The organism is Mycobacterium tuberculosis complex sp. N0072, from assembly GCF_030323725.1.
In the GTDB taxonomy this organism is placed as follows: Bacteria; Actinomycetota; Actinomycetes; order Mycobacteriales; family Mycobacteriaceae; genus Mycobacterium; species Mycobacterium tuberculosis.
Genome location: NZ_CP040689.1, coordinates 2,949,260 through 2,967,164 on the forward strand (window position 1 = coordinate 2,949,260; position 17,905 = coordinate 2,967,164).

Sequence of the window (17,905 nt, forward strand, 5' to 3'; positions counted from 1 at the left end):
TTTTGCGACTGCTCACGCCGCGGAGGTGACGATGTCGACGAACAACTGATGAATGCGGCGATCGCCGGTCATCTCCGGATGAAACGCGGTGGCAAGCACCGCACCCTGGCGCACCGCGACGATGTGCCCCGCCGCGCGGGCCAGCACCTGCACACCGTCACCGACTCGCTCAACCCATGGCGCCCGGATGAACACCGCGCGCACCGGATCGTCTAGACCAGCGAACTCGATATCGCCTTCAAACGAGTCAACCTGACTTCCAAAAGCATTGCGCCGCACCGTCATATTCATCGCACGCAGGGGCAGCGCCTGGCGGCCTGCCGCACCGGCGTCCAGGATCTCGCTGGCCAACAGAATCATGCCCGCGCACGAACCATAGGCCGGAAGCCCATCGGCGAGCCGGGCCCGCAGCGGTCCCAGCAGGTCGAGGTCGAGCAGCAGGTGGCTCATCGTGGTGGATTCCCCGCCCGGGATGACCAGCGCGTCCACCGCGTCAAGTTCGTCGCGGCGCCGCACCGTCATCGGCTCGGCCCCGCATTCGCGCAGCGCAGCCAGGTGCTCCCGGGTGTCGCCCTGCAGCGCCAGCACCCCGACCCGTGGAACGCTCACAGCCCGCTCACTGCCCCACCGACCGGTGACCGCGCCGGTGGCGGGTCAGCCCCTCCTGCATGACCGCCGCGACCATCTCCCCGGACCGTGTGAAAATCTCGCCCCGAGTCAGCGCACGACCGCCGCTGGCCGACGGCGACGACTGGTCGTACAGCAACCACTCGTCGGCGCGGAAGGGTCGCATGAACCACATCGCATGGTCCAGCGATGCCACCTGCAGCTGGTCGCGCACATCGAGGTGGTTGACTTGTGCCGATCCCAGCAGCGTGAGGTCGCTCATGTAGGCGAGTGCACAGATGTGCAACACCGGGTCGTCGGGCAACGGGTCACGGTGGCGAAGCCACACCTGCTGCTGGGAAGCCTTGCCCGGCAAAAGCCGCAGGCGCTCCCGGGGCACGATGCACACGTCCCACTCGTCGAACTGCCGGAACCCGGCATCATCGAAAACCTTGATCGAGTTCAACCCCGGCAGGCCGTCGGGCGGCGGCGCCGCTGGCATAACGTCTTGGTGGGTAATGCCCTCCTGTTCGGTCTGGAACGACGCCGCCATGCTGAATATGGTTTCCCCGTGCTGGACTGCGTTGACCCGCCTGGTGCAGAACGATCCACCGTCGCGGATGCGTTCGACCAGAAAAACCGTGCGCTCCTTGGCATCTCCAGGCCGAAGAAAATAGCCGTGCAGCGAGTGCACCATGTACCGCGGGTCGACGGTGCGCACCGCCGACACCAGCGACTGGCCGGCTACATGACCACCGAAAGTGCGTTGCAGGAAGCCCGATTCGGGGCTGAACACGCTTCCTCGGTAGATGTTGACCTCAAGTTGCTCAAGATCAAGGATCTCTTCGATCGACACGCGATGACCGTCTGCTCGTCGCGGGTTCTCACCAGCCGCGCTGGGCGAGCCGATGACCGACAGCGATCTCGTCCACGTTGATGCCCACCATCGCCTCGCCCAGCCCGCGCGACACCTTGGCCAGCACATCGGGATCGTCGAAGAACGTGGTGGCCTTGACGATCGCGGCGGCGCGGTGCTCAGGGGCGCCGGACTTGAAAATACCGGAACCCACGAAGACGCCCTCGGCGCCAAGCTGCATCATCATCGCCGCGTCGGCGGGCGTGGCGATACCCCCGGCGGTGAACAGTGTGACCGGCAACTTGCCCGCCCGAGCTACCTCGGCAACGAGTTCATAGGGCGCTTGCAATTCTTTTGCCGCGACAAACAATTCGTCCTCCGACATCGACGTCAACCGGCGGATCTCACCACCGATGGCCCGCATGTGTGTGGTCGCGTTGGAGACGTCTCCGGTCCCGGCCTCGCCCTTGGACCGGATCATGGCCGCTCCCTCGCTGATGCGCCTCAACGCCTCACCGAGATTGGTCGCCCCACACACGAAAGGCACCGTGAAGTTCCACTTGTCGATATGGTGGGCGTAGTCAGCGGGCGTCAGCACCTCGGACTCGTCGATGTAGTCGACGCCCAACGTCTGCAGGATCTGCGCCTCGACAAAGTGGCCGATGCGCACTTTAGCCATCACCGGGATGGTGACCGCGGCGATGATGCCCTCGATCATGTCGGGGTCACTCATCCGCGACACCCCGCCCTGGGCGCGGATATCGGCGGGCACCCTTTCCAACGCCATTACCGCAACCGCACCGGCGCCCTCGGCGATGCGGGCCTGCTCCGGGGTGACAACGTCCATGATGACGCCGCCCTTGAGCATCTCGGCCATGCCGCGCTTGACCCGCGCCGTACCGGTCGCTGGGTTACCTGCAGGATCCATGGTGCCTCCTCTTGTCCCCACTACGATACGACCGCTACCGCGCCGGTCTGCTAGCCACTCAGGGGCGTGGCCAGGACGCCGATTGGTAAATTACGAATCCCTCAGCCGTGCAGCACCGGAGGCCGGAATGGACGATGACGCCCAAATGGTCGCGATCGATAAAGACCAATTGGCAAGGATGCGTGGCGAATACGGCCCGGAGAAGGATGGCTGCGGAGATCTGGACTTCGACTGGCTCGACGACGGCTGGCTCACGCTGCTGCGGCGCTGGTTGAACGATGCACAACGCGCCGGAGTGAGTGAACCGAACGCGATGGTGCTCGCCACCGTTGCCGACGGAAAACCGGTGACCCGTTCGGTACTTTGCAAAATCCTGGACGAGTCCGGTGTCGCGTTCTTTACCAGCTACACCTCCGCCAAAGGCGAGCAGCTCGCCGTGACACCATACGCATCGGCAACCTTTCCCTGGTACCAGCTAGGTCGCCAGGCACACGTACAGGGCCCAGTCAGCAAGGTCAGCACCGAGGAGATATTCACGTATTGGTCCATGCGCCCCCGGGGCGCGCAGCTGGGTGCGTGGGCCTCGCAGCAGTCGCGCCCGGTCGGTTCTCGCGCCCAGCTCGATAACCAGCTCGCCGAGGTGACGCGTCGCTTCGCCGACCAGGACCAGATCCCGGTGCCCCCAGGATGGGGCGGCTACCGCATCGCTCCGGAAATCGTGGAATTCTGGCAGGGCCGGGAGAACCGCATGCACAACCGAATCCGCGTCGCCAATGGCCGGCTGGAACGGTTGCAACCCTGATCGTCGAGTCTGGCCACCTCGCGGGCGAAGTTTGACGGAACCTCGCAGATCTTGCCGGACATGCCATAGAGTCTTTGACCGGAATGCCCGCTGACCCGTGACGACGCGGTCACCGGGGATACCCGCCGCGGTGGTGGCCAACCGATAACGGCCAACCGAGAAAGTACACAGCGATGAATTTCGCCGTTTTGCCGCCGGAGGTGAATTCGGCGCGCATATTCGCCGGTGCGGGCCTGGGCCCAATGCTGGCGGCGGCGTCGGCCTGGGACGGGTTGGCCGAGGAGTTGCATGCCGCGGCGGGCTCGTTCGCGTCGGTGACCACCGGGTTGGCGGGCGACGCGTGGCATGGTCCGGCGTCGCTGGCGATGACCCGCGCGGCCAGCCCGTATGTGGGGTGGTTGAACACGGCGGCGGGTCAGGCCGCGCAGGCGGCCGGCCAGGCGCGGCTAGCGGCGAGCGCGTTCGAGGCGACGCTGGCGGCCACCGTGTCTCCAGCGATGGTCGCGGCCAACCGGACACGGCTGGCGTCGCTGGTGGCAGCCAACTTGCTGGGCCAGAACGCCCCGGCGATCGCGGCCGCGGAGGCTGAATACGAGCAGATATGGGCCCAGGACGTGGCCGCGATGTTCGGCTATCACTCCGCCGCGTCGGCGGTGGCCACGCAGCTGGCGCCTATTCAAGAGGGTTTGCAGCAGCAGCTGCAAAACGTGCTGGCCCAGTTGGCTAGCGGGAACCTGGGCAGCGGAAATGTGGGCGTCGGCAACATCGGCAACGACAACATTGGCAACGCAAACATCGGCTTCGGAAATCGAGGCGACGCCAACATCGGCATCGGGAATATCGGCGACAGAAACCTCGGCATTGGGAACACCGGCAATTGGAATATCGGCATCGGCATCACCGGCAACGGACAAATCGGCTTCGGCAAGCCTGCCAACCCCGACGTCTTGGTGGTGGGCAACGGCGGCCCGGGAGTAACCGCGTTGGTCATGGGCGGCACCGACAGCCTACTGCCGCTGCCCAACATCCCCTTACTCGAGTACGCTGCGCGGTTCATCACCCCCGTGCATCCCGGATACACCGCTACGTTCCTGGAAACGCCATCGCAGTTTTTCCCATTCACCGGGCTGAATAGCCTGACCTATGACGTCTCCGTGGCCCAGGGCGTAACGAATCTGCACACCGCGATCATGGCGCAACTCGCGGCGGGAAACGAAGTCGTCGTCTTCGGCACCTCCCAAAGCGCCACGATAGCCACCTTCGAAATGCGCTATCTGCAATCCCTGCCAGCACACCTGCGTCCGGGTCTCGACGAATTGTCCTTTACGTTGACCGGCAATCCCAACCGGCCCGACGGTGGCATTCTTACGCGTTTTGGCTTCTCCATACCGCAGTTGGGTTTCACATTGTCCGGCGCGACGCCCGCCGACGCCTACCCCACCGTCGATTACGCGTTCCAGTACGACGGCGTCAACGACTTCCCCAAATACCCGCTGAATGTCTTCGCGACCGCCAACGCGATCGCGGGCATCCTTTTCCTGCACTCCGGGTTGATTGCGTTGCCGCCCGATCTTGCCTCGGGCGTGGTTCAACCGGTGTCCTCACCGGACGTCCTGACCACCTACATCCTGCTGCCCAGCCAAGATCTGCCGCTGCTGGTCCCGCTGCGTGCTATCCCCCTGCTGGGAAACCCGCTTGCCGACCTCATCCAGCCGGACTTGCGGGTGCTCGTCGAGTTGGGTTATGACCGCACCGCCCACCAGGACGTGCCCAGCCCGTTCGGACTGTTTCCGGACGTCGATTGGGCCGAGGTGGCCGCGGACCTGCAGCAAGGCGCCGTGCAAGGCGTCAACGACGCCCTGTCCGGACTGGGGCTGCCGCCGCCGTGGCAGCCGGCGCTACCCCGACTTTTCTAAGCGGTCCACAAACCGTGCACGTCAGCGGATGGGCTGAGGAACGCCGGCATCGCGCGCGGCTCCGTTGTCCAGCGCGACGTCCACCAGCCGGTTGGCTGCCGGCAACAGCTCGCCTAGTTGCAACGGGTACACCCGCTCGCCCGCCGCCACCAGCTGCGCGATGTCGTTCGCGTCACACCAGCGGGCATCGCGAATATAGCGGCGTTCCAACTCGGTTCGCCCCTGCACAGCAGGCTCGAACCGACGCGTCCGGTGCACCAGGTAGAACTCCTCGCTGTCGATCAGCGACCCGTTGAACTCGAAGACCTCGTCGCGTCGCCAGATAGGTCCGATCATGTCGGCCGGGGCCACCCGCAGACCGGTTTCTTCGGCCAGCTCCCGGGCGGCGGCCTGGGCCAGCCGCTCACCCGGTCGCACTTGGCCCCCGACGGTGAACCACCACTTCGGCGCCGCGCCGTCCCGAAACGCCGGGTTCGCCGGATCCGATCCGCACAGCAACAACACGGCACCGCTGTCATCCAATAGCACCACCCGCGCCGAGGTGCGGCGACCGGACGCACCCTGATCGCCGTGCACCAATGCGTGGGGTCGCTCGACGATCTCGAAATAGGTTGGCAGCACAGCGGTTCCACCAAGCCGCAGCAATCGCACCAGCCGTCGTTCCCCCAGAGCGAGGGTGTCGCGAACGGCGTCGTTGTGGAAGCGGCGGGCCAGCAGGACGCGGGCTTCCGCGTCGGCTAACTCGGCGATCAGGGCCGCGGGCAGCGACGCGGGGTTGACCATCGCCAACGCGGCCGAAAGCTCGTTCTCCGCATTCTCGCGCGCATGCCGGGGCGCGCCCTCCGCGGCGTCGGCTAAGGCGGCCAGCCGACTGCCCTGGGGGGCACCGCCGTACGCGTCGATCGCCACCGCACGTGCCACCACCGCTCGTCGCGCGAGCGCGCTGTCCAGCGACTGCCACGACAAGTCATAGCGCACGTTCAACCGGTTCAACCGGTTGGCCGTCTGATATCCCCAGGCGCCGAACGCAACCAGCACAACGAGCAGCACTGCGCCGGCCAGGACCAGCCACGTCATCAGCTGGCCACCTGAACCTTGGCGCCCGACCCGGCGACCGTCTCGTACACTCGCATGATCTGGCTGGCCACCACCGACCAGTCATACCGGCGGACGGCCGCGTTGCCGGCCGCCACATAGCGCTCCCGCAGGACATCGTTCTCCAGCACCGCAATCAGTCCATCGGCCAACGCGGCGGCCTGCAAGTCTGGCGGGTCCACCGGCACCAGGTGCCCGACCTCACCGTCGCGCAGCACACGCCGGAAGGCGTCGAGGTCGCTGGCCACCACCGCAGTGCCGGCGGCCATCGCTTCGACCAGCACAATGCCGAAACTCTCACCGCCGGTGTTGGGCGCACAGTAGACGTCGGCGCTGCGCATCGCCGAAGCTTTTCCGGCGTCGTCCACCTGACCCAGAAAGCGCAGGTGCGCCGCCAAACGGCCCGCCTGGCCGCGCAACTGGTCGGCGTCGCCGTGGCCGACGATCAGTAGCTGGACATCCGGAAACCGCTGCACCACCTTCGGCAGCGCGTCGAGCAAAACGGCCATGCCCTTGCGGGGCTCGTCGTAGCGACCCAGGAACAACACCGTTTTACCCTGGCGCGGGTACCCGTCCAGCCGCGCTGCCGAGGCGAAGGAATCAACGTCCACCCCATTGGGGATCTCCACCGCATCGGATCCCAACGCCTCCATCTGCCAGCGCCGGGCTAGGTCGGACACCGCGATCCGGCCGACGATCTTCTCGTGCATGGGCCGCAGAATGCCCTGGAACACCGTCAGCGTCAGCGACTTGGTGGTCGAGGTGTGAAATGTCGCCACAATCGGGCCCTCGGCAATGTTCAGGGCCAGCATCGACAGGCTCGGCGCATTCGGCTCGTGTAGATGCAGTACGTCGAAATCACCATGCGCAAGCCACTTTTTGACCTTGCGGTGGGTCGCCGGACCGAACCGCAGCCGGGCCACCGAGCCGTTGTAGGGAATCGGAACCGCCCTACCACCGGAGACAAAGTAATCAGGCAGTGCGGCATGCGGGGAGGCCGGCGCGAGCACACTGACCAAGTGGCCGCGGGTGCGCATCACCTCGGCAAGCTGTAGCACATGCGACTGCACCCCGCCCGGGACGTCGAACGAGTACGGACAAATCATGCCGATCCGCATCAGGCTTTCCTCATCTGGACCTCAGTTGCGCCCGCCGCGATTCGGATAAGTCGGCCAGCCACTGGGGCTGCAGCATGTGCCAATCCGCGGGATGGGCGGCAATGTTCTGCGCGAAGCGGTCGGCCAGCGCCTGTGTGATGGCAGCGACGTCACCGCTGGTGCAATCCAGCGCCGGATACACCTGGAAACCCCAGCCGCGGCCCTCGAACCAGCAATGTGTGGGCAGCAATGCCGCACCGGTCTCGACCGCCAGCTTCGCCGGCCCCACCGGCATCCGGGTGGGCTCGCCGAAGAAGTCGACCTCAACACCGGTGCGGGTGAGATCGCGCTCGGCCATCAGGCAGACCACTCGGTTGTTCCTCAGCCGCTCACAGAGCACCTCGAACGGCGGCCGTTCGCCGCCGGACAGCGGCAGCACCTCAAATCCCAGGCTTTCGCGGTAGTCGATAAAGCGCTGGTACAGCGATTCGGGTTTTAGGCGCTCGGCGACGGTGGTGAAGGTGCCGTGCCGCTGCACCAGCCACATCCCGGCCATATCCCAGTTGCCGCTGTGCGGCAACGCCAGCACGGCACCGAGGCCCGCGGCCAGCGCCGCGTCCAGGTGATCCAGTCCACCGATCACGCGGTCGAGCTGGCGGGCCAGCTTGCGGTGGTTCATCGTCGGCAGCCGGAACACCTCACGCCAGTAGCGCCCGTAGGACTCCAGCGAGGCGCACATCAGCGGGTCCGGCACCGCGGCTGGCGGCACACCCAGGACGCGGGCCAGGTTCTTGCGCAGCTGCTCGGGCCCGCCGTGGCGGGCAAAGTAGCGCGCTCCGGTGTCGAATGCGTTGCGTACGGCGAACTCTGGCAGCGCCCGTACGGCCATCCAGCCGGCCGCATACGCCCAGTCGGTCGCGGTGCGCGTCACGGAACTGCGCGGATCTTTGGGCAGCTTCAAGCCCTTAAGGCCGGCAATCACCGGTCGCCCTTTCCAGGAATCGCCATCCGATCGATGGCTCCGGGTGAAGTCCAGACCGTGTGCAACCGCTGCACGCAGGTGATCACGCTGGCGACGGCCAGCAGCCACATCCCCACCGACAACGCCGGCGGCCAGGGCACAAACGGGAAGTCCGACACCCCGGCGCCGGTCAGCACGATGATCAACCGTTCCGGCCGTTCGATGAAGCCGCCGTCGCCGCGCAGCCCGCTGGCCTCCGCCCGGGCCTTGATGTAAGAGATCACCTGCGAGGTGACCAGACAGATCAAGGTCGCGATCACCAGCGGTCGGTCGCGCATGTGAAACGCTATCCACCACAGCAGACCGCAGAACACCGCGCCGTCACTGATGCGGTCACAGGTGGCGTCCAGCACCGCGCCGAAGCGAGTGCCGCCCCCGCGCTCCCGGGCCATCGCCCCGTCCAGCATGTCGAACAACACGAAGAACCACACCACACACGCACCCGCGAACAGCTTGCCCATCGGGAACAGCGTCAGCGCTCCCGCCACCGACGCGGTGGTGCCCAGGATGGTGACGACGTCCGGCGTGAGGCCGACCCGCAGCAGTCCCCTGGCGATCGGGGTGGTAATCCGGGCGAACGCCGCCCGGGACAGGAAGGGCAGCTTGTTCATGGTTGCCGAGCCCACTCGGTGGCAAGCAGCCGACGGGTGTCGCGCAGCAGCTGCGGAATCACCTTGGAGCCCCCGATGATGGTGATGAAATTCGCATCGCCACCCCACCGTGGCACCACATGCACGTGCAGGTGCTCGGCCAGCGACCCGCCCGCCGATGTCCCTAGGTTCAGGCCGACATTGAAGCCGTGCGGACGCGACACGTTCTTGATCACGCGAATCGCCTTCTGGGTGAACGCCATCAACTCGGCGCTCTCCAAATCGGTGAGATCCTCGAGTTCGGATACCCGACGATAGGGCACCACCATCAAGTGCCCGGGGTTGTACGGGTACAGGTTGAGCACGGCGTAGACCAGCTTGCCACGAGCGACCACCAGACCCTCTTCGTCGGACAGCTGCGGGATCTCGGTGAACGGCTGCGCAGGGCTGGCCGAGGAATTGGGGTCACGCTTCACTGGCGCTTCGGCCAGGTAGTTCATCCGGTAGGGGGTCCATAACCGCTGCAGCTGGTCGCGCTGGCCGACACCCCGATCGAAGATGGTGTGGTCCTCGGTGGCCCGATCCGTGCGGTCCTCGTCACTCACGACCGGCCACTTTCACCAGTTCCGCTGTAGGAACCGCATTTTCGCGGTCAGCGATCCAGGCGACAATGGCCGCCACCGCATCGTCACGGGCCACACCGTTGATTTGGGTGCGGTCACCGAACCGGAAACTCACCGCGCCGGCGGCGACGTCACGATCACCCGCCAACACCATGAACGGCACCTTGTGGTTGGTGTGGTGCACGATCTTCTTGGCCATCCGATCGTCGCTGGCGTCCACCTCGGCCCGCACCCCGTGCGACTTCAGTTGCGTGGCAACCTCTTCCAGATAGGCGACGTGCTCATCGGCGACCGGGATGCCGACCACCTGCACGGGCGCCAACCAGGCCGGGAACGCCCCCGCGTAGTGCTCGGTGAGAATGCCGAAGAACCGCTCGATCGACCCAAATAGCGCGCGGTGGATCATCACCGGGCGGTGGCGGGTTCCGTCGGCGGCGGTGTACTCCAGGCCGAAACGTTCCGGAAAGTTGAAGTCCAGCTGGATGGTCGACATCTGCCAGGTGCGGCCCAGCGCGTCTTTGACCTGCACTGAAATCTTGGGCCCGTAGAACGCCGCGCCGCCTGGATCGGGCACCAGCTCCAGCCCGGATTCGGCGCCCACCTCGGCCAGCACGGTGGTGGCTTCCTCCCAGACCTCCTCGGCGCCGACGAACTTCTCCGGGTCCTTGGTGGACAGTTCGAGGTAGAAGTCGGTGAGGCCGTAGTCGGCGAGCAGGTCGAGCACAAACCGCAGCAGCGACCGCAGCTCGTCGCGCATCTGGTCGCGGGTGCAGAAGATGTGCGCGTCGTCCATGGTCAGCCCACGCACCCGGGTCAACCCGTGCACCACACCGGACTTCTCGTAGCGATACACCGTGCCGAACTCGAAGAGCCGCAACGGCAGTTCCCGATAGGATCGCCCGCGCGCGCGGAAGATCAGGCAGTGCATCGGGCAGTTCATCGGCTTGAGGTAGTAGTCCTGGCCGGGTTTGCGCAGCGAGCCGTCGGCGTTGTACTCCGCGTCGATGTGCATCGGGGGGAACATGCCGTCGGCGTACCAGTCCAGATGTCCCGAGGTGTGGAACAACTGGGCCTTGGTGATGTGCGGGCTGTTGACGAACTGGTAGCCCGCCTCGGTGTGCTTGCGCCGCGAGTAGTCCTCCAGTTCGCGACGCACGATGCCGCCCTTGGGGTGGAAAACCGCTAGGCCGGAACCGATTTCGTCGGGGAAGCTGAACAGGTCCAGCTCGACACCCAGCTTGCGGTGGTCGCGGCGCTGCGCCTCTTCGATGAACTCCAGGTGCCTGTCGAGCGCCTCCTGGGATTCCCACGCGGTGCCGTAGATCCGTTGCAGGCTGGCGTTTTTCTGATCGCCCCGCCAGTAGGCGGCCGAGCTGCGGGTGAGCTTGAACGCCGGGATGTGTTTGGTGGTCGGGATGTGCGGTCCGCGGCACAGGTCGCCCCAGACGCGCTCGCGGGTGCGGGGGTTGAGGTTGTCGTAGGCGGTGAGCTCGTCACCGCCGACCTCCATGATCTCGGCGTCACCCGATTTGTCGTCGACGAGTTCCAGCTTGTAGGGCTCGTTGGCCAGCTCGGCGCGGGCCTGTTCGGTGGATTCGTAGACCCGCCGGTCGAACAGCTGGCCTTCCTTGACGATCTGGCGCATCCGCTTTTCCAGCGCCGCCAAGTCCTCGGGCGTGAACGGCTCGGGCACGTCGAAGTCGTAGTAGAAGCCGTCGGTGATGGGTGGTCCGATGCCGAGCTTGGCCTGCGGAAACAGCTCTTGGACGGCTTGGGCCAACACGTGCGCGGTCGAATGGCGGATCACGCTGCGACCGTCGTCGGTGTTGGCGGCCACCGGCGTGATATCGGTGTCGACGTCGGGCACCCAGCTCAGGTCGCGCAGGTTGCCGTCGGCGTCGCGCACGACGACGATCGCATCGGGCGTACCGCGCCGCGGTAAACCCGCTTCGCCGACGGCGGTGGCCGCGGTGGTCCCGGCAGGAACCCGAATTCGGGCTTGCGACGGGTCGCCGCCATCGACTCCCGGGGCGGGTTGTGCGGGGGCGCTCATCGGGTCGGTCTCCAAGGCTTGGACGTGTCGAAACGATCGCGACCATGCTATCGGGGCGCACGTCGACGACCGTAAGCCGAGTGACCGGATGGGTTTTCGATCACCGGTGTGGGCGATCGGTACCGGGCAGGTGACCGGGTGCTCTACGGCGGCTCGATGAGCCCAAAGGATGTTGACGACCTGGCTACCCAGCAGGACGTCGACGACGGACAGTCGATAGAGCGTCGCTGGACGGGGAGCGGTCAGCGACGCTGGCGGCGGTCGCCGCCGACGGGCCGCTACCGTAGCAACTCGCAAATCCAGGTCTGGATTTCCGGCGCCGGCCGGCTCCGTTAGCCGTCGGCTCCGTTGGTGCCGGCCAGGCCGGGTGGCCCCAACAGTGATGCACCGCCGCTGCCGCCGGGCCCGCCGAAGCCTGGAGCGCCATTGAAGAGGCTCCCGGCGCCGCCGTTTCCGCCGTTTCCGCCGTTTCCACCGTTGCCGATCAGTCCGACGCTGCCGCCGTTCCCGCCTTTCCCGCCGTCACCGCCGGACCCGCCAGCAGTGCCGGCGCTCGCTCCGTTCCCGCCGGCCCCGGCGCTCCCACCGGCCCCCGCGTTGCCGATGAGGGCATTGCCGCCGTTTCCACCGCTGCCGCCGCTACCGCCATTCCCTCCGAAGGCCGTAACAGACCCGGGCGACCCGGCGGCACCGCCGTTTCCGCCGGCCCCGCCGTTACCGTAGAGTAGCCCGCCGGCGCCGCCGTTACCGCCTTGCCCGCCAAACCCAACGCCCCCGAAATCGGCGGACACATCACCACCGGCTCCGCCGGCTCCGCCATTGCCGCCGTTGCCGATCAGTCCGGTGGTTCCGGCGTGACCACCGTTACCCCCGAATCCGGACGCTGGACCGTTCTGAGAAATGCCTGCCCCGTTTCCGGCGGCCCCGCCGTCCCCGCTGTTGCCGATCAGTAGGCCGCCGTTCCCGCCGTTCCCGCCGTTGCCGCCGCTAGCCCCCGCGGAGGGCTCGCCGCCGCCGGTGCCCCCGGCCCCGCCGGTCCCGCCGGCGCCGATCAGCCCGGCGTTGCCGCCGTTCCCACCATGCCCGCCGATAGCGAGGTTGGTGCCGGCCCCACCGATCCCGCCGTTCCCGCCGGCCCCGCCGTTGCCGAACAGCCATCCACCGGCGCCGCCGGCTCCGCCGTTCGCGCCGGCCTCAAAGGGTAGGCCCTGGCCGCCAGCTCCGCCGGCCCCACCGTTGCCGATCAACCCGGCCGCCCCGCCGGCGCCGCCGGCCTGCCCGGGTGCCCCCGACCCGCCGTTGCCGCCGTTGCCCCACAGCCACCCGCCGTTACCGCCGGCTTGCCCGGTCCCGTCGATCCCGTTCGCGCCGTCGCCGATCAATGGGCGCCCGGTCAGCGACTGAACGGGTGCGTTGATCGCATCGAGCACGTTCTGCAGCGGTGTTGCGCTGGCCGCTTCGGCGACCGCGTAGGTGCTGCCAGCTTGGCTTAAGGCCAGCACGAACCGTTGCTGATAGGCCGCGACCTGCGCGCTGATCGCTTGATAGTGCTGGCCGTGGCTGCCGAACAGCGCGGCGATCGCCGTTGACACCTCGTCTTGGGCGGCGGCCAACACCTGGGTGGTCGCCGCCGCCGCGGTGTTGGCGGTGTTGATCGCCGAGCCGATCCGCGCTGCATCGGCCGCGGCTGTGGACACTAACTGTGGGGCCACGTTGACAAACGACATCGAAATCCTCCTGACCGCCACGATGTTGAGATGCGGGCGGCCCACCGCCTGTTACCGCCGCGGTGGGTAACCGTTTATTCGGACGATCCCTGCCGTTCCACGCCTGGGCGCAGGCACAAACCGCACCAACATTGGTGGAACGTGGTGCACACTGCACCTGGGGTTCTGCCCTCATCGTGTGGCAGCAGGCGAAACCCGCGCGGACGAGAACTCTTCCGCCAAGCAGCACAAATCGCCCTACACCCCAGTGAATCTCCGGACGCCACTACGACAGCGCGCAACGGTCGCCTCATCGACTGTGTGCACGCGCGCTTCGCGATGCGCTGCCGTGGCAAGCTGGCCAGGTGGACCTCAATGCGCTGGCCGATCTGCCGCTGACCTATCCGGAGGTGGGCGCGACAGCGACCGGACGACTGCCCGCGGGCTACAACCACCTTGACGTGTCGACGCAGATCGGCACCGGCCGCCAGCGTTTTGAGCAGGCCGCCGACGCCGTCATGCATTGGGGCATGCAGCGCAACGCCGGCCTGCGGGTGCGGGCCAGCTCCGAAACCGCCGTCGTGTCCGCGGTGGTGTTGGTGGGAATCGCTTTCCTGCGTGCGCCGTGCCGAGTGGTGTATGTCATCGACGAACCCGACGTGCGCGGATTCGGTTACGGCACTTTGCCGGGCCATCCGGTGTCCGGCGAGGAACGGTTCGCGGTTCGCTGCGACCCGATGACCTCCGTGGTGTTTGCCGAGGTGTTGTCGTTCTCCCGTCCGGCGACCTGGGCGAGCAAAGCCGCCGGGCCGCTGGGCGCGGTGACCCAGCGCTTCATCGCCCAGCGCTACCTGCGCGCGGTGTGAGGCGCCGGCGCCCTGGTTAAGGCCGCCCGATGCCTCCGCTGTGCACGCCCTGCGCCAGCCGGGCGAGCGCGATGGCGCCAACCAGCAAACCGAAGTCGCGCAGCGCGATGTCGTAGAAACCGGGTCCGGTGACCAGGTTGAGAATGATCCCGGCCAGCCAGGCCGCGACTACCCAGGCGCCGATGCGCGGTGCGACCGCAACCAATACGCCGGCCACAATCTCGATTGCCCCGACCAAGTACATGCATTGGTCGGCGGTGCCGGGCACGAGATCGTTGATCCAGCCGGCCAGATACATGTTCCAGTGCTGCGGATGGGTCAGCAGATTGAAGAACTTGTCCAGCCCGAACAGGATGGGCGCGACCGTGAACAGCGTGCGAAGCAATACGTATGCAGAGTATGCCGGATCCTTCAGCTGGTCTGCGAGAGCAGGGCTGGTCGTTGGTCTGATGCTCATAGCTGCCTCCCGACTTCTAACAGACAACAATTTGAACGTTAGATCCTATAGACTGTATCGTCAAGTGTTTTGTCTGTTAGAGATGGCTTGCTGAAGTGGACGGCCGAGCTTCCTTCGAACGCGACGTCGCCGGGATCGGGGCACTCGTGGATCCGGTGCGTCGCCAGCTCTACCAATTCGTGTGCTCACAATCGATGCCGGTGAGCCGAGACCAGGCGGCCGACGCCGTCGGCATCCCGCGCCACCAGGCGAAATTCCATTTGGACCGGCTCACTGCCGAAGGCCTGCTGGATACCGAGTACGCGCGCCTGACCGGCCGGTCCGGCCCCGGCGCCGGGCGGACCGCCAAGCTGTATCGCCGGGCCGGCCGCGACATCGCCCTCAGCCTTCCACAGCGGGAGTACGAGCTTGCTGGGCGGCTGATGGCCGCAGCCATCGTGCTGTCGGCCACCACCGGGGAGCCGACCGTGGAAGTGCTCAACCGGATCGCCCATGACTACGGCCAAGCCATGGGCGCCGCCGCCACCACCCGGCCGCCCGCAGACCCCGCGGCGGCGCTGGAGCTGACGCTGGATGTGCTGCGCAAGTACGGTTATGAACCCCGCCGCCCGGCTGGCCCTGGCGACGATGAGGTCGAGCTGGTGAACTGCCCGTTCCACGCACTGGCCCGGGAGCAGACCGAGCTGGCCTGCAATATGAACCACGCCTTGATCACAGGCGTGGCCGACGCGCTGGCACCGCACAGCCCGGCCGTTCGGTTGGCACCCGGACCGGCCCGGTGTTGTGTAGTACTCAAGCGATGTTCGGCTCACGACCCCGAGTGAGCATCGGGCAGGGATTTCAGCACGGTCAGCATGATCACCGAATCCTCGACGGCGTGCAGCGCATGCCGTGTCGGCGGAATCGCGACGTAGTCGCCGGCCCTGCCGTTCCACGCGTCCTCACCGGCGGTAAGGCACACATGGCCCTGCAGCACTTGCAGCGTCGCCTCGCCCGGGCTGTCATGCTCGGACAGGTCGTGGCCGGCAAGCAATGCCAGCACCGTCTGCCGAAGCTCGTGGGTGTGACCACCGTGGATGGTGTGGGCAGCCCGTCCGCTGTGTGTCTGTTGCGCCTCGGCCAGCTTTTCGGCGGCCAGGCTGGTCAGCGAAATGGATTCCATCGGCGCGTCCTTTCAGCCGTTCAGTAGCAGTATCCCCGCGACGAGCAACGCAACCACCTTGACTATCTCCAAACCGACATAGATGTGGTGACCGCGGGAGCGGGGAGCCTGCAGCCCGGCCAATACCTGATTGGACCGTCGAGTCAATCGAGGACGCACCGCAATCAACTGGACGGCCAACGCAGCCAACGCGACCGAAAACGCCGCGGCGATCCGCGCCGGCGTCGAGCCGACCACCACGATCGCGAGGATGACAAGGGCGAAACCGACCTCAACGGTATTGAGCGCACGGAAGACCAACCGGCCGATGCCGAGCCCGATCTGCAGCGTCACTCCTGCCGCCCGGAACTTCAGCGGAGCTTCCAGAAACGAGATCGCCACCACCATTCCCAGCCAGACGAACGCGACGGCGACCTCGATCGCCGGTCCGGCGCTCACCGAATGGCTCCTTCCAGCGGCGTGAAGTGGGCCAGGCACAGGTCGGGTTCGACGAACGCGTCGAGCCGGTCGACGGTGACTGGCGCCCCCCATGTTTGCAAGGCTCCCCGCATGATCCCTAAGTGGACGGGGCAGACGACACCGGCTTGAGTTTCGGCGAGTTCCAGAAACGGACAGTGCCGCAGACCGACCTGTTGCCTGCCGTTGGATGCCCGGCGCTCGGGAGCGAAGCCAAGGTCGTCAAGCACCGCGACCAAGTGGTCGATCGTCTCCTCGGTGTCGGCACCGGCCGGCGGCGCTTCGAGCTGGCGCCCCCACGCCCGGCCCGCGGACAACGCCATGGCCCGCGAATCCCGTTCGGCGGCAAGGCCACTGGCGAGGATCTCGGCAAGCAGCCGGTAACGCCGCGTCCCAGTGCTATCCGTCCGCCGGACCGCCCGAAACATCAGCGGCGGGCGCCCCGGTCGGCCGCGGCCGGGCTCGACCCGCTCCACCTGGCCATCAGCGACCAGGTTATCGAGGTGGAAGCGGACGGTGTTGGGATGCACGCCCAACTTGCCGGCGATCGCGGCGATGCTCATCGGAACCCGCGACGCACACAATGCCCGCAGCACCGCACGACGGCGCCCCACCGGCTCTTGCAGTGACCTGATGATGACACTCACCCCCATAAGGCTCGTCGGCTGCGCCTGAGCAATGCAGTAAGTTTACACAAACGGACTTGTAAAAACCTGCGGAGGTGGGGTCTATGGCCAACAAACGCGGCAATGCCGGGCAGCCTCTGCCCTTGTCGGATCGAGACGACGACCACATGCAGGGGCACTGGCTGCTGGCCCGGCTGGGCAAGCGGGTGCTGCGTCCCGGCGGCGTCGAACTCACCCGGACACTGCTGGCCCGCGCCGAGGTGACCGACGCCGACGTGCTCGAGCTGGCACCGGGCCTGGGCCGCACCGCAGCCGAAATCTTGGCCCGCAACCCGCGGTCGTACGTGGGGGCGGAGAGCGATCCCAACGCGGCCAACCTGGTCCGACACGTTCTCGCCGGCCGCGGCGACGTCCGGGTCACCGACGCGGCCGATACCGGATTATCCGACGCCAGCGCCGATGTCGTCATCGGCGAGGCGATGCTGACCATGCAAGGCAACGCGGCTAAACACACGATCGTCGCCGAGGCGGCGCGGGTGCTGAGGCCGGGTGGCCGCTACGCGATTCACGAACTAGCGCTGGTGCCGGACGACGTCGCAGAGCAGGTCCGCACCGACCTGCGGCAGTCGCTGGCCCGCGCGCTCAAGGTCAATGCGCGTCCGCTGACCGTTGCGGAATGGTCGCACCTCTTAGCGGGCCATGGACTGGTCGTCGAACACGTTGTCACCGCTTCCATGGCGTTGTTACAACCGCGACGGGTGATCGCTGACGAAGGCCTCCTGGGTGCGCTGCGGTTCGCCGGAAACCTGCTCATCCATCGTGCCGCGCGTCGGCGAGTCCTGTTGATGCGCCACACATTCCGCAGGCATCGTGAACGCTTGACAGCCGTCGCCATTGTCGCGCACAAACCGCACGTCGATTCGTGATCCATTGAGGACCTAAGCCCGTTGGGCTAGTGACAAACGCCTCCTGAGCAAAACCCTCCTCCCCCGTTACCGTCGTGCGGTAGGGACAAGCCACATCGGCCGAGCGGGCGATCAGCCAA

At 66.7% G+C, this 17,905-nt stretch carries 20 protein-coding genes; 6 read left to right on the top strand and 14 right to left on the bottom strand.

The genetic code is table 11. The features are described 5' to 3' along the window. Window positions 1-12: 12 nt before the first annotated feature. Genes pdxT through pdxS form a run of 3 tightly spaced genes read right to left on the bottom strand, consistent with a single transcriptional unit; the run spans window position 13 to window position 2,390 of the window. Window positions 13-609, bottom strand: a complete 597-nt coding sequence (pdxT, locus tag FF952_RS13825) for a pyridoxal 5'-phosphate synthase glutaminase subunit PdxT (RefSeq protein WP_003413465.1) — start codon at window positions 607-609, stop codon at window positions 13-15. 7 nt (window positions 610-616) lie between these two features. Further along, complete coding sequence (tesB, locus tag FF952_RS13830) at window positions 617-1,462, bottom strand: acyl-CoA thioesterase II (protein ID WP_003413466.1); 846 nt, start codon at window positions 1,460-1,462, stop codon at window positions 617-619. A gap of 28 nt (window positions 1,463-1,490) precedes the next feature. Continuing rightward, complete coding sequence (pdxS, locus tag FF952_RS13835; protein WP_003413468.1) at window positions 1,491-2,390, bottom strand: pyridoxal 5'-phosphate synthase lyase subunit PdxS; 900 nt, start codon at window positions 2,388-2,390, stop codon at window positions 1,491-1,493. Window positions 2,391-2,517: 127 nt separating this feature from the next. Between pdxS and pdxH the strand changes: the two genes are divergently transcribed. Then, window positions 2,518-3,192, top strand: a complete 675-nt coding sequence (gene pdxH, locus FF952_RS13840) for a pyridoxamine 5'-phosphate oxidase (RefSeq protein ID WP_003413471.1) — start codon at window positions 2,518-2,520, stop codon at window positions 3,190-3,192. A gap of 173 nt (window positions 3,193-3,365) precedes the next feature. Beyond that, window positions 3,366-5,108: a PE-PPE domain-containing protein gene (locus FF952_RS13845; RefSeq protein ID WP_003899395.1), complete on the top strand. Its 1,743-nt coding sequence runs from the start codon at window positions 3,366-3,368 to the stop codon at window positions 5,106-5,108. Between the two features lie 21 nt (window positions 5,109-5,129). On the opposite strand, the gene FF952_RS13850 is transcribed toward FF952_RS13845, so the two are convergent. The 6 genes from FF952_RS13850 to thrS are packed head-to-tail and all read right to left on the bottom strand — an operon-like array spanning window position 5,130 to window position 11,587. After that, entirely contained in the window at window positions 5,130-6,185 is a 1,056-nt protein-coding gene (locus FF952_RS13850) for an NUDIX hydrolase (RefSeq protein WP_003413475.1), read from the bottom strand. Next, window positions 6,185-7,321 (bottom strand): phosphatidyl-myo-inositol alpha-mannosyltransferase, encoded by a 1,137-nt coding sequence (gene pimA / locus FF952_RS13855; protein WP_003413478.1) that lies wholly within the window; start codon window positions 7,319-7,321, stop codon window positions 6,185-6,187. Before pimA ends, FF952_RS13850 begins: the two co-directional genes overlap by 1 nt. A 10-nt stretch (window positions 7,322-7,331) precedes the next feature. After that, window positions 7,332-8,282, bottom strand: coding sequence for a phosphatidylinositol mannoside acyltransferase (locus FF952_RS13860; RefSeq protein ID WP_003900533.1), 951 nt, complete (start codon window positions 8,280-8,282; stop codon window positions 7,332-7,334). Then, the gene (pgsA1, locus tag FF952_RS13865) at window positions 8,279-8,932 is read right to left on the bottom strand and encodes a phosphatidylinositol phosphate synthase (RefSeq protein WP_003903958.1); all 654 of its coding nucleotides are present in this window, start codon (window positions 8,930-8,932) and stop codon (window positions 8,279-8,281) included. Before pgsA1 ends, FF952_RS13860 begins: the two co-directional genes overlap by 4 nt. After that, window positions 8,929-9,516 (bottom strand): ATP adenylyltransferase, encoded by a 588-nt coding sequence (locus FF952_RS13870; RefSeq protein ID WP_003413484.1) that lies wholly within the window; start codon window positions 9,514-9,516, stop codon window positions 8,929-8,931. The genes pgsA1 and FF952_RS13870 overlap by 4 nt, the downstream gene beginning before the upstream one ends. Then, entirely contained in the window at window positions 9,509-11,587 is a 2,079-nt protein-coding gene (thrS, locus tag FF952_RS13875; RefSeq protein WP_003413486.1) for a threonine--tRNA ligase, read from the bottom strand. The genes FF952_RS13870 and thrS overlap by 8 nt, the downstream gene beginning before the upstream one ends. Window positions 11,588-11,695: 108 nt before the next feature. On the opposite strand from thrS, the gene FF952_RS13880 reads away from it, so the two are divergent. Further along, window positions 11,696-11,923 (top strand): hypothetical protein, encoded by a 228-nt coding sequence (locus FF952_RS13880; protein ID WP_003413487.1) that lies wholly within the window; start codon window positions 11,696-11,698, stop codon window positions 11,921-11,923. On the opposite strand, the gene FF952_RS13885 is transcribed toward FF952_RS13880, so the two are convergent. After that, the gene (locus FF952_RS13885) at window positions 11,920-13,314 is read right to left on the bottom strand and encodes a PE family protein (protein WP_031649993.1); all 1,395 of its coding nucleotides are present in this window, start codon (window positions 13,312-13,314) and stop codon (window positions 11,920-11,922) included. The genes FF952_RS13880 and FF952_RS13885 overlap by 4 nt on opposite strands. Before the next feature lie 344 nt (window positions 13,315-13,658). Between FF952_RS13885 and FF952_RS13890 the strand changes: the two genes are divergently transcribed. Further along, the gene (locus FF952_RS13890) at window positions 13,659-14,159 is read left to right on the top strand and encodes a DUF1990 domain-containing protein (protein ID WP_003413569.1); all 501 of its coding nucleotides are present in this window, start codon (window positions 13,659-13,661) and stop codon (window positions 14,157-14,159) included. 16 nt (window positions 14,160-14,175) lie between these two features. On the opposite strand, the gene FF952_RS13895 is transcribed toward FF952_RS13890, so the two are convergent. Next, complete coding sequence (locus FF952_RS13895; protein WP_003413574.1) at window positions 14,176-14,616, bottom strand: Rv2617c family stress response/phage resistance protein; 441 nt, start codon at window positions 14,614-14,616, stop codon at window positions 14,176-14,178. 95 nt (window positions 14,617-14,711) lie between these two features. Here FF952_RS13895 and FF952_RS13900 point away from each other — a divergent pair, with 95 nt between their 5' ends. Then, a complete protein-coding gene (locus FF952_RS13900; protein WP_003902320.1) occupies window positions 14,712-15,440 on the top strand; it encodes a helix-turn-helix transcriptional regulator in 729 nt (242 codons plus the stop codon). On the opposite strand, the gene FF952_RS13905 is transcribed toward FF952_RS13900, so the two are convergent. The 3 genes from FF952_RS13905 to FF952_RS13915 are packed head-to-tail and all read right to left on the bottom strand — an operon-like array spanning window position 15,425 to window position 16,887. Next, window positions 15,425-15,778, bottom strand: coding sequence for a cupin domain-containing protein (locus FF952_RS13905; RefSeq protein ID WP_003413583.1), 354 nt, complete (start codon window positions 15,776-15,778; stop codon window positions 15,425-15,427). The genes FF952_RS13900 and FF952_RS13905 overlap by 16 nt on opposite strands. 12 nt (window positions 15,779-15,790) lie before the next feature. Continuing rightward, window positions 15,791-16,216 carry a hypothetical protein gene (locus FF952_RS13910; protein ID WP_003413586.1) on the bottom strand — a complete coding sequence of 142 codons (426 nt, stop codon included), beginning with the start codon at window positions 16,214-16,216 and terminating at the stop codon, window positions 15,791-15,793. After that, the gene (locus FF952_RS13915; RefSeq protein WP_003413588.1) at window positions 16,213-16,887 is read right to left on the bottom strand and encodes a helix-turn-helix transcriptional regulator; all 675 of its coding nucleotides are present in this window, start codon (window positions 16,885-16,887) and stop codon (window positions 16,213-16,215) included. The genes FF952_RS13910 and FF952_RS13915 overlap by 4 nt, the downstream gene beginning before the upstream one ends. Before the next feature lie 77 nt (window positions 16,888-16,964). On the opposite strand from FF952_RS13915, the gene FF952_RS13920 reads away from it, so the two are divergent. Further along, window positions 16,965-17,786 carry a class I SAM-dependent methyltransferase gene (locus tag FF952_RS13920; protein WP_003413589.1) on the top strand — a complete coding sequence of 274 codons (822 nt, stop codon included), beginning with the start codon at window positions 16,965-16,967 and terminating at the stop codon, window positions 17,784-17,786. Window positions 17,787-17,905 lie beyond the last annotated feature (119 nt).

Bases quoted from the DNA above. Each gene is read 5' to 3' on its own strand.
- pdxH (WP_003413471.1), top strand. From the start codon at position 2,518: ATGGACGATGACGCCCAAATGGTCGCGATCGATAAAGACCAATTGGCA.
- pgsA1 (WP_003903958.1), bottom strand. From the start codon at position 8,932: ATGAACAAGCTGCCCTTCCTGTCCCGGGCGGCGTTCGCCCGGATTACC.
- FF952_RS13920 (WP_003413589.1), top strand. From the start codon at position 16,965: ATGGCCAACAAACGCGGCAATGCCGGGCAGCCTCTGCCCTTGTCGGAT.
- FF952_RS13845 (WP_003899395.1), top strand. From the start codon at position 3,366: ATGAATTTCGCCGTTTTGCCGCCGGAGGTGAATTCGGCGCGCATATTC.
- FF952_RS13885 (WP_031649993.1), bottom strand. From the start codon at position 13,314: ATGTCGTTTGTCAACGTGGCCCCACAGTTAGTGTCCACAGCCGCGGCC.
- FF952_RS13905 (WP_003413583.1), bottom strand. From the start codon at position 15,778: ATGGAATCCATTTCGCTGACCAGCCTGGCCGCCGAAAAGCTGGCCGAG.
- pdxS (WP_003413468.1), bottom strand. From the start codon at position 2,390: ATGGATCCTGCAGGTAACCCAGCGACCGGTACGGCGCGGGTCAAGCGC.
- thrS (WP_003413486.1), bottom strand. From the start codon at position 11,587: ATGAGCGCCCCCGCACAACCCGCCCCGGGAGTCGATGGCGGCGACCCG.
- FF952_RS13915 (WP_003413588.1), bottom strand. From the start codon at position 16,887: ATGGGGGTGAGTGTCATCATCAGGTCACTGCAAGAGCCGGTGGGGCGC.
- FF952_RS13850 (WP_003413475.1), bottom strand. From the start codon at position 6,185: ATGACGTGGCTGGTCCTGGCCGGCGCAGTGCTGCTCGTTGTGCTGGTT.
- FF952_RS13895 (WP_003413574.1), bottom strand. From the start codon at position 14,616: ATGAGCATCAGACCAACGACCAGCCCTGCTCTCGCAGACCAGCTGAAG.
- pimA (WP_003413478.1), bottom strand. From the start codon at position 7,321: ATGCGGATCGGCATGATTTGTCCGTACTCGTTCGACGTCCCGGGCGGG.